Source organism: Chitinophaga varians (genome assembly GCF_014529945.1).
GTDB classification, from domain to species: Bacteria; Bacteroidota; Bacteroidia; order Chitinophagales; family Chitinophagaceae; genus Chitinophaga; species Chitinophaga varians.
On sequence record NZ_JACVFB010000003.1, the window covers coordinates 917,524 to 932,675 of the forward strand.

The 15,152-nt window shown below is 51.0% G+C and carries 10 protein-coding genes; all 10 read right to left on the reverse strand.

Annotated features, from left to right (window positions below; genetic code table 11):
• Window position 1: 1 nt before the first annotated feature.
• Window positions 2–3,451, reverse strand: coding sequence for a SusC/RagA family TonB-linked outer membrane protein (locus ICL55_RS18115; protein ID WP_223151492.1), 3,450 nt, complete (start codon window positions 3,449–3,451; stop codon window positions 2–4).
• Between the two features lie 180 nt (window positions 3,452–3,631).
• A complete protein-coding gene (locus tag ICL55_RS18120) occupies window positions 3,632–4,717 on the reverse strand; it encodes a FecR family protein (protein WP_188099817.1) in 1,086 nt (361 codons plus the stop codon).
• Between the two features lie 94 nt (window positions 4,718–4,811).
• Window positions 4,812–5,369, reverse strand: a complete 558-nt coding sequence (locus tag ICL55_RS18125) for an RNA polymerase sigma factor (RefSeq protein ID WP_188099819.1) — start codon at window positions 5,367–5,369, stop codon at window positions 4,812–4,814.
• A 280-nt stretch (window positions 5,370–5,649) separates the two neighbouring features.
• Window positions 5,650–6,687, reverse strand: coding sequence for an isoaspartyl peptidase/L-asparaginase family protein (locus ICL55_RS18130; RefSeq protein WP_188099821.1), 1,038 nt, complete (start codon window positions 6,685–6,687; stop codon window positions 5,650–5,652).
• A 24-nt stretch (window positions 6,688–6,711) separates the two neighbouring features.
• Window positions 6,712–7,752 (reverse strand): cyanophycinase, encoded by a 1,041-nt coding sequence (locus ICL55_RS18135; RefSeq protein WP_188099823.1) that lies wholly within the window; start codon window positions 7,750–7,752, stop codon window positions 6,712–6,714.
• Window positions 7,753–7,804: 52 nt separating this feature from the next.
• Window positions 7,805–9,208 carry a RagB/SusD family nutrient uptake outer membrane protein gene (locus ICL55_RS18140; RefSeq protein WP_188099825.1) on the reverse strand — a complete coding sequence of 468 codons (1,404 nt, stop codon included), beginning with the start codon at window positions 9,206–9,208 and terminating at the stop codon, window positions 7,805–7,807.
• A gap of 12 nt (window positions 9,209–9,220) precedes the next feature.
• Window positions 9,221–12,580, reverse strand: coding sequence for a SusC/RagA family TonB-linked outer membrane protein (locus tag ICL55_RS18145; RefSeq protein WP_223151493.1), 3,360 nt, complete (start codon window positions 12,578–12,580; stop codon window positions 9,221–9,223).
• A 109-nt stretch (window positions 12,581–12,689) separates the two neighbouring features.
• Complete coding sequence (locus ICL55_RS18150) at window positions 12,690–13,781, reverse strand: FecR family protein (protein ID WP_188099827.1); 1,092 nt, start codon at window positions 13,779–13,781, stop codon at window positions 12,690–12,692.
• 65 nt (window positions 13,782–13,846) lie between these two features.
• Window positions 13,847–14,401, reverse strand: coding sequence for an RNA polymerase sigma factor (locus tag ICL55_RS18155; RefSeq protein WP_188099829.1), 555 nt, complete (start codon window positions 14,399–14,401; stop codon window positions 13,847–13,849).
• Window positions 14,402–14,764: 363 nt separating this feature from the next.
• Window positions 14,765–15,145, reverse strand: a complete 381-nt coding sequence (locus ICL55_RS18160; RefSeq protein WP_188099831.1) for a PH domain-containing protein — start codon at window positions 15,143–15,145, stop codon at window positions 14,765–14,767.
• Between the last annotated feature and the right edge of the window lie 7 nt (window positions 15,146–15,152).

Consider the following 15,152-nt stretch of genomic DNA (forward strand, 5'->3'; position numbering starts at 1 on the left):
ATTATAAGCCCAGTTGCAAACCGAAAGAGATAGCCCTGTTAAGCGGATAGTCTTTCGCATCAAATATTTCCGGATCGTAAGCTTTGTGCAGCCTGGTCACTTCGAACAGGTTCTGTGCAGACACGTATACACGCAGTTTCTGCATTCGCATAGCGCGCATGGCTGTAGCGGGCAACGTGTATCCGATCGACAGATTTTTCATACGGGCATACGCTGCATGCTGCAGGTATTTCGTTTGTGCCTGGAAGTTGCCGCCGCCACCAAAGCGCTGGCGCGGATAATAGGCATTGGGGGTCTCCGGTGTCCAGTAATCGAGCTGGTATACCATCGGTACGTCCCATTCGCTTTTGAAACCCCAGAAGGTGTTGCCGTCCAGCATCACGTCGCGTTTGCCCACGCCCTGAATGAGCATGTTAAAATCAAAGTTTTTGTATTGCACGGAGAGGTTCAGTCCGAACTGATAACGGGGCGTTTTGTTACCGATCACTTTACGGTCACCCGGGTCCACGGCGGTATTCTGGCCGCTGGTGATTTTTTTGTCGCCGTTCAGGTCTTTGAACCGGATATCGCCGGCCAGCCATTTGCCGTTCCAGAGGTTGGACTGATCTGCGCCCGCTGCTTCTGCGTCTGACTGGAAAAATCCGTCGGTCACATATCCCCAGATCTCGTCCAGCTTCTGCCCGACGTAGTAGGTATTGCTGCCGAGTGTTTTGGTGGGATTGAGATCGTAGCGGGTGATGGTGGCGGAGTAATCAGACAAAGCCAGATTCACTTCATAGGAAAGATCATCGTTGATCTTATCTCTCCAATTCACGCCCAGTTCCCAGCCTTTGGTGCGCATTTCGCCGGTATTCACTTTGGGAGCGGACGTGCCGAGGATACCAGGCAGCGGATAACCATTCAGCAACATGTCTTTGGTATCACGGATATACCAGTCGAAAGTGGCGCTGAGACGGTTTTTCAGCAGGGTTACATCCAAACCGAAGTTGCGCGTGCTCACTTTTTCCCAGGTGAAATGCTGGCTTACCAGACCGGGCACGCCTACATATACGCCTTTCTGATCATCGAAGATATAATCGACCTTACCGCCTGGCATCGTAGGGATGTAAGGATAAATGTCCGTATTGGCATTCTGATCCGGGTTCAGCGCCTGGTTGCCCAAAGTACCGTAGGAAGCACGCAGCTTCAGGTCATTGACCACATCCAGCAATGGTTTAAAGAATCCTTCTTCAGATACGCGCCAGCCGGCAGATACAGAAGGCAGGAACACGTAGCGGCTGTTGGCCGGGAAACGGGAAGTACCATCGTAACGGCCGTTTACTTCCAGCAGGTATTTGTTGGCGTAATCATAGTTCAACCGGAAGAAGGAACCAGCCAGTGCCCAGCTGTACTGGCGACCATCGGCCAGCGGACTGTTGTCGTTGTTGAGGTTGATGGCCGGCATGGTCTGATCGATCAGGTTTTTCACTTTTACGTTAAACCCTTTCACCTGTTTCTTTTCCTGATTGTACCCTACCATGGCTTTCAGGAAGTGCTGACCAAACTGGCGGGAGTATTCCGCATAGGCATTCAGCGCCATATAGTAGTCGTTGTTATTGCTTTCTTTTACGCTGCTGGGCTTACTCCATGGGAAAGTGCCGAGCAGTATGCCATTGGCGCCATACTCCTGATACTCTTTGTAATGTTGCTGGTTGTTCAGGTTATAGCTGTTCCACGTATAGTCACCTACGATACGCAGGTTTTTCACGGGTTTCAGCACAAATCCGCCGGTGAGCCACAGGTCGTTGGCGGTTTCTTTGGTGCGGCCGTTGAGGGTGGCGAGGGCTACGATGTTGGTGAAAGAGCCCTGTCCGGAGAAGTGGCCATCGGGGTGATAAACAGGCATGATGGGGCGTAGGTCGCCGGAAATCCAGCCGGATGAAAGGCCGCCGTGACTCGCAGGAGTTGGCTTGTTGCTCTCCGTACGATTGAGCATCATTTTCATATTCAGCTCCAGCCAGGAAGTTGCTTCTGTATTCAGTTTCAGGCTGGCATTGTATCTTTTAAAATCTTCGTTGGCTACTTTCAGCAGTCCTTTCTGATCGAAATAACCGAGGGAGGCCACGTAGCCTGTTTTACCCTGGCCACCGGAGATAGACACGTTATGGTCCATCATAGGCGCCCATCCGGGATAGAGTTCTTTTATCCAGTCGGTATTGCCTACATAGCGGTATTTGGAAGGGTTGGCGGGGTCCACATATACCGGCAGGTTGTTGGCCGGATCTTTAAAATAAGCTGCAGCGCGAACAGAATCTTCTGTGGTAAAAGGTTCTGAAGCAGCATTGCCGCCGGAGAGTTGGCCGGTGCGGTCGGCCTCGCGGTGCATGCGGATATAATCTACCGAATTGAGGTATTTGGGCATGCGGGTGGGGCGGGTGATGGTGTAAGACGTAGAATAGTTCAGCCGCAGCGGCGCATCCTTACCCGGTTTTTTGGTAGTGATGAGGATAACGCCGTAAGCGCCTCTTACCCCGTAGATCGCCGCAGACGCCGCATCTTTCAGCACGGTCACGTTGGCCACGTCAGCAGGATTGATGAGGTTAGGGTCCATCTGCACACCATCTACCAGTACCAGCGGGCCACCGCCGTTGATAGAAGTGTTGCCGCGCACATTGAAGGTAGCGCCTTTGCCCGGAGCGCCGTTGTTCAGGTTCACATTGAGGTTGGGCACCATGCCCTGCAGGCCCTGTGCGAGGTTCACCAGTGGCCGGCTTTCCAGTTTTTTACCGTCCAGCGTAGCCACAGCGCCGGTGAGGTCACCTTTTTTCTGGCTGCCATAACCAACGACCACCACTTCGTTGAGGCCCTGTGTATCTTCCTGCAGGGTGATATTCACCGTGGTACGGCCTTCCACGGCAACGGTTTGCTGGATGTGCCCGATAAAGGAAAATACCAGGGTGGCATTGTCCGGCGCATTCAGTTCGTACTCGCCATGAGCGTTGGTGACAGCGCCGGCGTTGGCACCGGAGACTTTTACCGTAACGCCTGGCAGCGGTTCGCCTTTGGCGTTGACCACCTTTCCTTTGATATGTTTGTCGCGGATTTCATTACCGGCGCGGGTTACCACCACTACGTTATTGTCCAGCACTTTATAGTGCAGGTTAAGGGGCAACAGCAGGCGGTCCAGCGCTTCGGTCACGGTCACCCCACTCATATCAATAGATACAGGGGGTACATCTTTCAACTCATCATTATTAAAGAAAAAACGATAATTGGATTTCTTCTCCAGCATGATCAGCATTTTATCCAGGAGCGTGGCCTCTGCCCGGATACTGATCTTTTTCTGGGAATAAACACTGGCCGAAGCCTGCGCTACCAGTAGCAGCAACAACGTGGTGAACTTCATAATCAATAACATCTGCTGGACCCTTGCCCATACGGTGGGAGATCCCGACTTAGTAAATTTTTTCATACCTTGGATTTGTTGAGTTGATACAATAGGAGTCCCTGAAACCTTCGAACGTAAAAGGTCTCCTCATGCTTGACAACGGGGAATGTGCGCGCATTTCCCGTTCTTTTTTCATAAAGATGTTACAGGTGGTTATCAGGTGAAGCCTGACAGTACTTTCATAACTACCGATTTAGACTTTGATTAATGAATAATGACTTTTCCCGCGGTGACGTTATATTCGAATTGTTTGGTCTGTTTTAACATGCCCAGCAGTTGGTCCAGCGACTCTCCCTGTACGTTGCCGGTAAAGGAAGTCTGTAATAATGACTGGTTGTGACATTCTATGGTAATGCCATACCATCTTTCCATTCTTTTTATCAGTTGTGAAAAATTCTCATTACGGTATACAAATCTGTTTTCCACCCAGGCAGCTTCGGCTATCAGGCTGCCGGCATGCTCCTTCTCCATACTTTCCAACACAATCAATGGTTTCTGATCATCCGGACGGGCCGCTGGCAGTGGTTTCGACGCAGTGTCCATAATGGAGTTGGCCACCAGTAATTTCTGCCGGGGACTGAGCGTGATATGTTGTTTGCCTGCATCTTTCACGGTTACTTCTACCGCGCCACTGATGAGTGCTGTTTCTGTATGTGGTTCATCGGCGTAAGCCCGTACGTTGAACGTGGTGCCGAGGACTTTTATATCGACCGTATTGGTATGGATAACAAATGGATAGTTGGCCATTTTAGTCACATCAAAATACCCCTCCCCGGTGAGTTTCACCTGCCTGCCTGATTTAGCGAAATTGTTAGGATAGGATAAGGTACTGCCGGCGTTGAGCATCACCAAAGTGCCGTCCGGAAGCGTGATGCGTGTTTTGGAACCGGGTCGCGTTTGTACCGTGCTCCATACCACCGTAGCAGTAGTGGTGCGCAGGTACGTCATCGTAGCGGCACCGAGCAACAGCAACAGCGATGCTGCTGCCGCCATTGCCCGCCAGCGGCGGCGTGGCGCCGGCGTACTGTCTTCCGTTGCTTCCGGTATCCGTGGCGTTTCATTATTTTCAGCAGCAGCCATATCACCCATGATGCGGTCCAGCAGTATTTCTTTCCTTTCCAGCGTGGGCTTGCCCGTACTTTGCAGGGATATTTTGTCCAACAGCTCCTGTTGCCGGGCCACCTCAGGGGCAGCTTCCAGCAAGACTTCCAGCTCCATCTCTTCAGCGGCCGACAAAATGCCTGCCGTCCGTTTGGCCATCAGTTCCCAAAGCCTTTCGTGTTGTTCCATTAAATTGACATGTTACGGTGATGTAACAGATAAGACAGTATTTTGGAGAAATACTATGAAGCGGGGGAGAAATTTTTTTTATTTTTTTATTTTCTCATTCCATCCAGCCGAAGTGCTGACGGATATCGATTACCTCACCCAGCTTTTTGAGGGCGATCGCCATTTGGGTGTTCACCGTGTTGATGGATACCTCCAGGATTTCCGCCACCTCCCGGTATTTGAGGCCGTCTTCCTTTACCAGGCGGAAGATCAGTTTACAGCGGGCGGGCAACAGGTTGATGGCCGATTCTATCTTCCGCAGGTTTTCCTTGCTGATCAGCATATCTTCCGGGGAGGCAGCCATGGCATTGACAGCTACCTGGATATGTTCACCCGTGAGTACTTCCGGCATCCTGCCTGCGCTGGTGCGGTAATTATAAGCGGTATTACGGACAGCCGTGTACAAATAAGTATTGAGGTTACGCACGGCAGGAAGCGTGGCGCGGTTCTGCCATATCTTCACAAATACATCGGACACTGCTTCTTCTGCCTCTTCGCGGGAAGGCAGCAGGGAAGCCGCAAAAACAATCAGCCGGTCGCTATACTGCAAAAACAGCTGGCGAAAAGCTAGTTGATCATTGTCCCTGTATATTTTCTCTAACAGATCCTGCATCTGTAAATAATTGTTGGTCACATTCCACTTGACAAAGATGGTATTGGTAAGGTAGCCCAGTCCACTTATTCACAATACCTGAAATTTAGCGGATACTGATACTGAATTAACTTCACGCAAAGGCGCAAAGCAGCAAAGCAGCAAAGAATTAACAAGAATTATAAGAAAGCAAAGGAGCGGAGATCAAAATATGATCTCCGCTCCTTTGCTTTCTTTTTAATCTTAAAAAAATCTTTGCTGCTTTGCTGCTTTGCGCCTTTGTGTGACGGCTTTGCGTGACCTATTTATAGATATAAATCTCGATTTTCCCCTCTTTCGTTACCGCGCCTCTGTACATACCTTCTGTATTGAAAGGCATCGCCATATTACCGTTTTTGTCCAGCGCGATAAGGCCACCATCACCGCCCATATCGCCGACTTTTTTGATAACGGTTTTGCCGGCGTCCTGTACAGACAATCCTTTGTATTCCATCAGCGCGGAAAGGTCGTAAGCGACTACGTTGCGGATGTAATACTCGCCCCAGCCGGTGCAGGACACGGCCACGGTGTTATTATTAGCGTAGGTGCCAGCGCCGATAATAGGAGAATCACCTACACGGCCGTACTTTTTGTTGGTCATGCCACCGGTGGAAGTAGCCGCTGCCAGGTTACCCTGCTTGTCCAGCGCTACAGCACCTACCGTACCGAATTTATTGTCCTTGTTGATAATACCGAACTTACCGGGGTTCGTATAGGCGTTGGATTTGGCTGCGGCCAGCGAGTCTTCTTTCAGCGCTTTCTGCAAGCCTTTCCAGCGTGACTCGGTGCGGAAGTAAGAAGGGTCCACCATTTCCAGTCCGGCTTCTTTGGCAAACTTCTCCGCGCCGGGGCCGATCATCATCACATGCTCGGATTTCTCCATCACCGCACGGGCGGCGCTGACTGGGTTCTTTATCACGGTCACACCCGCTACTGCGCCGGCTGCCCTGGTTTTACCGTTCATGATAGCCGCATCCAGCTCATTACGCCCCTCATGGGTGAATACAGCGCCTTTGCCAGCGTTAAAAAGAGAATCGTCTTCCAATACCCGCACGGTTGCCTCTACAGCATCGAGACTGCTGCCGCCGGATTGCAGCACGCCATAGCCCTTCTCCAACGCCCGCTTCAGAGATACCTTGTAAGCTTCCTCCATTTCGGGCGACATGTTCTTTTTCAGGATAGTGCCTGCACCTCCGTGTATCACCAATACATACTGGCCGGCTTTTTTCTGGGCCGACGCTATATTTCCGATCATCATCAGGCAACAGGCCAGTAACAAATAGCAAAAACCTCTTTTCATGTAAAGTCTTGTTTTATAAAATCATCAAATCTGCTTCGTCTTCAGCACGCCGTTTTCTACCCACCACCAGTACCAGGTACCACCGCTGGCAGCTGTAGTATCGTTGAGGGACAACGGGAAACGGCCATTGCCGGTAGCAGAAGCCGGTATTTCATATACCTTAAGGGCCTGCCCGTTACAATTCCACTGCAAAGGCTGCCCTTTCACACAAAGTTCCGGTTTTTTGGCACTATCTGTCTGAATAAAATAAGCTTTGCTCACCCCAAAAACAGTTGCCACGCCATGCTCATCGATACAGACAGCCGTCTTTTCATCCGGGGCAATACCCATCGGAAAAATACCATCATCGGTGATAATACGGCTCATAAAAGTCACATGCCTGCCCTGCCGGCCACGTTTCACGTAATGCTGATCACTGATGGTATTAGACAGGTAAGGCGCATGCAGAAAGTCATTGTTGTATACCTTCACCAGCGTATCATATGGATTGGCCAACACACTGTCGGACACCGCGCTGCCGCCTTCGCCGCTGTAGTACAGTCCGCTAAGGACCGCACAGCCGGCGCTGGTGCCACCTACCGGCACCTTTTTCTCCATCAGCAGGTAGTTGATAGCCTCCGCTGTTTTGGTACCTCTCCAGTTGTTCATATAACGGGATTGGTCGCCGCCGGCGATAAACAACATCTCTGCATTTCGGATGATACGCGCTACGGTATCATTATTCGCCAGCTCCCGGCTGGTGATATTAAGCGTCTCCACGGAATTCACCTTACCCAGCGAATCGATATCCACATTGTATCCGGCATTGCCGGAAGCGGTCAGCACTACCACATCGCCACCGCCGCTACGTGCGATCATCCACCGGAAAGCCCCGTCCACATTACCGCCACCACCAATCAGCGCCACGCCGCCCGTTACGGGTTTGATGACGTCGGCCGTATCGCCTACATAACCAATGGAAGCCGGACGGCCCGGAATAGTTTTCAGACTACCCCCAGACTGGCTACACGCATGTAAGCCAATAGCCATTACCGTTAGTAGTCCCATCATTTTGTATCCTTTCATCTACTGATCATTTTAATTCGCAATTCGTAATTCGCAATTCGCAATTCGTAATTTAATAAGGTTGGTTCTGCTGCATGTTCTTATTCGCCTTGGTTTCGGCGTCCGGTATCGGGAACACATACCCCCGTTGTCCGGGCTTCAGCAGCACCGCGCCCAACGCATTCACCGCATCTTCCGGTTCCCGCGTAACCGGTAAAGAACGTCTGCGCAAATCAAACAACCGATGCCCTTCAAAGGCCAGCTCTTTAAAACGTTCGGTATAGATGGCTGTGATCAGTGCATCTTTATCAGCGAACACCTGCGGCGTATAACCATCAATACGCGCGGCACGCAGGTCATTCAGATCATTGGCGGCATCACCGTTCTGGCCCAGCTCCGCCGCGGCTTCCGCACGGATAAGATACATCTCTCCGGTACGGAACATCTTCAGGTCTGCCAAACCAGGATTACCATCGCTGCCGGCATATTTATTCACCATATAAGCGGATTTACCGGCGCCACGGCTGTCATCAAACTGTATATAAGCCGCATAACGCACGTCATTGTCTTTGTCAAACAATTTGATCAACTCAAAAGAAGGAACATATAAGGCTACACGCTTTTTGAAATAAACACCGCCGATCAGATCATCGTTGGTACCAGCCATCTGTTTCAGTTTCCAGATCACTTCTGATTCATCGGTATCTTTCCAGATAGCGGGAAACTTATTACGTGCCGCCAGCGGCATCGCCTGAATGGCTTCTGTGGCATAGGTGACAGCATCGCCCCATTTCTTTTCGTACAGGGCTACCCGTGCCTGTATCGCTGAAACTGCCGCCAGGGTGATATGACTATTATCATCAAATGAAGCAGGAATCAGCTTTTTGGCGGCTTTCAGGTCGTCTTCAATGCGCGCCATCACTTCCGCGAAAGTGTTACGGGCTGGTGAACTGATCTTGGAGATGTCCATATATGGTACACCAGGTGCGCCTGGCGTATAGTCCTGCGCGTAGCTCTGCAACAGCTGGAAGTGGCAATACGCCCGCAACGCCAGCAGTTCGCCGTGGTATTGGTCCCGCTTCGCTATTTCATCGCCTTTGGCAGGCACCTGCGGCAGGGCGGCCAGCACACGGTTAGCGCGGTCGATGGTGATATAATATTCATTAAAAGAAGCGGTAATGGTACCATTGCTCGGGTCTATCTGCCAGCGATAAGAGGCTACCCCGCCACCGGTACCGTTTTCACTGGGCAGCGTGCACTCGTCGGTCACCAGTGATACGTTGTAGATAGTATTGTAGGTGAGCCGCGTGTAAGCGCCGAGCAGGCCGCCATTCAGGTCGGCCACGTTACGGAACGTTCTTCCCGGATCGATGATATTATCGGTAGGCGACAGGTCCAGTTGCTTATTGCACGAAAGCAGGCATACCGGCAGCACCAGCGCCAGGTATTTAACAGTATGTTGAATATAACGGATCATGAACAGCAGGATTTAAAAGTTAACATTCAGGCCGAAAGTGTAAGTACGGGCAGCGGGATAGTCGAAACGACCTTCGCCACTGTTATTTTCCGGATCAAAGCTTTTCCATTTGGTCCAGGTGATGAGGTTCTGCGCCTGCGCAAAAACCTGCACGCCCTGGATAAATTTCAGCTGCGATAACAACGTCTTCGGGAAATTATAGCCGATGCTCACGTTACGCAAACGGAGATAGGAAGCATCCTGTATATCGCGGGAAGAGTAACCACGTTTGGCATCAAAGCGAGGCAGGATGGCGTTGTCACCGGGTTTCTTCCAACGGTTGTACAACATGCGGACAGACTGATTGCTGCTGGCAAAAGCCGGATTCTCGTTGTAATAATCTTCGTTGAGATAACGCATGGTTTTATCTGCGAAAGTGAACAGCGCATTCAGATAAATACCTTTGTACGTGATGCCGGTATTGAAACCTCCGGTGAAAGGCGGGATGTAAGTGCCAAATTCGGCTACGCTCAGCGCGGTCTCGTTATAATCGCTGGTCGTCTTACCGCTACGGTCGTAGTACAGCGGGTCGCCTGTCTTCGGATCTACACCGGCCCATTTAGGTGCATAGTGAGAACCGTAAGGCAAGCCTACACGCACAATTTTCGAATCGCCCTGTGTGAACTCGCTGGCGCCGCCCAGATCAGTGATGACGTTTTTATTGTAAGCGAAGTTAAAGCCCACATTCCAGGTAAAGTCTTTTTTACGGATGACGTCTACCTGCACGTCCATCTCGATGCCGCGGTTGCGCATAGCACCGGAGTTGAGGAACATGCTACTGAAGCCGGAAGTAATGGACAACGGCTGTTCGATGAACAGGTTGTTGGTGATTTTATTATACACGTCTGTCACCACACGGACACGGTTGTCCCAGATGCCCAGATCAAAACCGATATTCAGCTCTTTGGCGTATTCCCAGTCATAGCCGGGATTGCCGGGCTGCGAAGGCACAATGGCCGGCCGACCGGCATACTGGTCGGTACCGTAAGTGCGGAAATAAGCGAAGGGCCCGAGTGTAGAGAACGGATTAGCAGAAGTACCATAGCTGGCACGGAATCGCAGGTTATCCACAAAGCTCACGTCTTTGAGGAAGTTCTCTTTCTTCACTTCCCAGCCAATGCCTACAGAATAGAAGCCATGCCACCTGTTGGAAGGAGGTACGGTAGAAGCGCCATCATAGCGGAAGGAAGCGTTGAGGGTATATTTTTCATCAAAAGTATAACGACCAACAGCGATGTAAGAAGCCAATGCGCTGCGGGTGCGGCTGCCACCTACGACCGGTGCAAAAGGAGAACCAGGCGTAATAGCGGCCGGAGTGGCTGGCAGACGGCCATCCAGATCAAAGCCGGTATAGTTGAAAGTACGGTAGTTATTTTTCGTGAATTCAAAATAACCGGATACTTCAAAGTCATGGCGGTCAGCGATATTTTTGGAATAGGTCAGGCCGGAGGTCGTCACCAGCGTGAAGTTACGGGTAGTACCTTCACCAAAGCTGCCCTTTTCACCGTTGTCTACTTTGTAACCGGAATAGGAGTCAGGATTTACATAACGTTCGGTGGTCGTCTCCCTAAAATCCAGTCCCAGCCTTGTTTTAGCCACCAGTCCTTTGGCAATAGTGAAGTTTAGTGAAGTACCGATGATACTTTTCAGCTGGTTGTCTTTGTTGCTGGTATTGAGCAGGGCTTCCAAAGCGTTGCTGCCTTCACGGAGATCATATACCGGGTAAACATCATCGTTCCAGTTGGTGACCAGCGTGCCATCGGGCAGGTAGGGATATTCGTAAGGCAACGCATAATACACGGCTGCCAGCGGGTTAGAGCCACTGCTGGATGCTTCCCGCTCAATAAAGGACGATTCGGAATAAGCCAGGGCAACGTTCACGTTACCGGTCAACCGGCCCGCGTTGAAGTCCACATTGTTTTTCAGGCTGTAACGTTTCAGGCCGGAGCGCAGTGCGATACCCTGTTGATCAAAATAATTGAGTGAGCTATAAAAACGGATATTATCGTTCCCCCCGCTGGCACTCAGCTGATGCTCCTGGAACTGACCGGTACGCAGAAATATTTTACGCCAGTCGGTGTTGACGTTCCGCAGACTGTCGAGTATATGATCGGCTTGCCTTTGTTCCTCCGGGCTTTTGGTGGCGTAGTCAGGATTTTTAGGGGAGAATTTCCAGCCGGGGCCGATATTGGAACCGGTTTCCAGCCCTATCTCCTCTTCGAATTGCAGGTGTTCTTTGGCGTTCATCATTTTGAACTTCGGCGTCGTCATATTGGAGAAACCATACTGCGATTTATAGGAGAAAGACAATTTCCCTGCCTGCCCTTTTTTGGTGGTGATCACGATAACGCCATTAGAACCGCGGGAGCCGTACAGTGCTTTAGCGGAAGCATCTTTCAGCACGGTCACCGAAGCAATGTCTTCCGGATTGATGCCCTGAAACTGACCGGCTTCAATGGGGATGCCATCCATGACGTAGAGCACTGAGGAGCTGCCGTTAATGGTACCCACGCCGCGAACGGTGACGGTAGCCGCAGCGCCCGGCTGACCGGAGCCTGCCGATATCATCATACCTGGTACGCGGCCTTGTAGTATCTGCTCAAAGCTGGCCATGGGCACCTGGGTGATCTTATCGCTGCCTACGATACCGGCGGAGGCGGTAGACTTGTCACGGGCATAGTTCGTATAACCGGTCACCGTTACTGCGTTCAATGTTTTCACATCTTCTTCGAGGGTGATATTGATTTCACGGCGGCCGCTGATGTCTACCTGGCGGGTGGTATATCCTACCAGGGAGAATTGCAGCACGCGTACCTGATCGGGAGCGGTGAGCGTATAACTACCGTCAGCAGCGGTGAGTGCGCCAGCGTTGGAGCCAACAGCCCTTACCGTCACCCCCGGCAGCGGCAGGTTATCGATGCCCCGTACCTTACCGCGGATAGTCATGTCCACAGCGGGTTTGTTATGCGCGTCGGCCGCATATAACACCACGAGACCGTCTTCCCGTTGGGACCAGGCCAGGTTAGTGCCTGCCAGCGCCTGTGTGAGCACGGCATCCAGCGAGGCGTCCCTGGCGATAACAGACACCTTGTTGTTTTCGGGCAATGTTTTGTCATGAAATACAAACCGGTAAGAGGTCTGATGCTCCAGTGTTTTCAGGAACTGCCTGATACTGGTTTCTCTCACCTGCACGGTGATCGTTTCCTGAGCCAAACATACCGCCTGCACTTGCAGACAGGTCAAAAAAAGAAAGATTGTCAATTTCATAGTGAGCAGCAGTTTGCCGGCGGGAACAGCCTTCCCTTTCCATTTCAGGAATACAAGTTTTACCATACCTTTGATGTTGGTTTAGTTAATGATCGTTCAGGACATTATCTGGCCTAATTTCAGGGGAGATGGTGCGAACACTTCCCCTTTTTATTTTGGTTGTACTGGTTGATATTTATTTACTGATAATAATTGTGTCGTTTACCATTTTAAAGTTGAAGGGGTAGGACAGCTGTAAAGCGTCCAGTGCTTTGAGTACCGTCTCACTCTCGAACGTACCGGAGTAGCGGTATTGTTTCACGGCGTCATCCGCAAAGGCTATCCGGATACCATACCACTGCTCCAGTTTCCCTGCGATATCAGACAGCGGCTCATTCTCTATCTCCAGCCGGTTGCGGACCCAGGCTATTTCCCGGGCTTTATGGTTGACAGGGTCAGCATCCAGCGGCACTACCTTCAATACCGGTATGGCGGCTGTTTTCCCGGTTTCAGGAGCTGCTACGGTCAGTTTTTGATTGGGTTGCAGTACTATTTTCCGCGCAGGTTCCTGCGCGCAGGTGATCTCTACTTTTCCGCGGAACAGGGCTGCTTCCATCAACGAATGCCCCGTATAGGCGCTCACGTTAAATACGGTGCCCAGCACTTTAATATCGAAGGCGCTGGTATGCACCATAAACGGCCGGTGCACGTCCTGCACTACGTCGAAAAAAGCTTCGCCGGTCAGGGTCAGCTCGCGGTTCACGCGGTTAAACCCCGCTGCCAGCTCCACCCGGCTGTTTTTCCGCAACACCAGAGAGGAACCGTCGGGTAGCACCACCGATTTGCGTGGCTCATCACCGGCGGAAATGACAGTGGCTACGGCCACTTCCCGCGATGCAGGCACAGCACGCTGCTGCCGGCTGAAAAAATACCCACCGGCGGCGAGGAGAACGGCGCCGCCTATGACAGCTGCGTACCGCAGATAACGGTAACGGTTAACCGGAGCCGGTTCCTGTAGTTCAGGCAAACTCCCTTCCAACGCCTGTTGCAGTCGCTCATATTGTGCAAGTCCATCCTGGAGCTGCTTCAGCTGCTCCATACGCCCACCCTGGCGGGCAGACAATAAGGCTACCAGCTGACGGGCCTCTTCCAGGGCAGCTGTTTTTTCAGGATGCTGTTTGGCCCATTCGGTCCAGAAAACCATGTCCGCTTCATGTTCCTCCCGGCAATAACGCTGGAAAGATTCATCACAGGCAAAATCGATAGCCTCGTAATCCTGGAAGTTCATGTAGTTAACCCTTTTCTATACAGACGGCAGGATCTGCCGTTTTTCCTAGACAAAAAGCATTTTTTTCAGGAAAATTTTTTCCGGAGGGTTTTAATGGCGTCGTAGATGGTATTGTAGGCTGTTTTCACCGTCTGGGAAGTTTGTGCGGCGATCTGTTCATAACTAAGTCCCTCGAAAAATTTAAGGCGTACCAGCTCTTGCTGGCGGGGTGTCAGGGCTTTCATGGCTTCGTACAGGCGTCGTTTTATCTCATCGTCCTGCTGCACCCGGATAATGATCTCTTCATAGGACAACTCATTTTCGACTTCTTTGCCGGTCATACGGCTGATGGCGTCGTGCATGCGTGCCTGGTAGGCCAGCTGGTCGAGCAGCTGCCGCTTCAGGGCGGTAAACAGATAGGCGGGCACGTTGGTCACCGGTTTCAGCTGCGCCTGTTTGCTCCAAAGCTGTAGAAACAGCTGCGTGATACAGTCTTTCACCAGTTCATCATTGCCACAAAGCTTCAATCCAAAGCGCAACAAATGCGGATAAGTGCTGTTGTACAGCGCAAACAGGGCCTGTTTGTCGCCGCTCCGCAGTCGCTCCCATTGTAGGCTATGATGATCTTCTTCGGTTGACATGGGCTGGTTTTAAGAATATAATGCCGACAGGCGGCCAAATTATATTTTTTTATCCGGATTTGCCAGTCGCTCCGGGATGGTCAGGATAAACAGGTCGCTCTGGAAAAAGCGCCCCTTTTTGCTTGACACAGTGTACAACGTATCAGATAGCTGTGTCCTCTTTCATAGGTAAGTCATCCAAAAAAACTTTAGTGGTCGGCATATTACAGACATCTTCCCCTGCCTATAAGGGACATGAAAAGGCCTTATCCCCCATTCTTATCACAAAAAATACCTCCTAAAGTTATCCAGCAGACACCCCTAAAAAAAAGTCCGGCCCTTATGCAGGGCCGGACTTTTTTTAAAAAGACAGCAAAGTGATATTTATCCTAATACGTGATGGGCCAGCACTTTCTGTACTTCATATACATTCACGGATTTGTTGAATGTTTTCACAATACTGGGTTGTACCTCACTGCTCACCCAGATCTTCAGTTCCGCATCCAGGTCAAAAGTACCGGCGGTTTCCACGCTGAAGCGGCTGATGCTTTTATACGATACGCTCTTGTATTCCGTTTTACTACCGGTAATACCTTGTTTATCCACCAGTATCAGTCGCTTATTGGTAAATATAAAAGTATCCCTGAATAGCTTAAAGCCTAACTCGATCACCTCCGTATCTGTCAGTAATTTGCCGTAGTCCTTTATTAGCTCTTGTTGACTAACGGTGCCTGCATTGCCCAGCAGCGCTGAAAAAAATCCCATAGGTCAT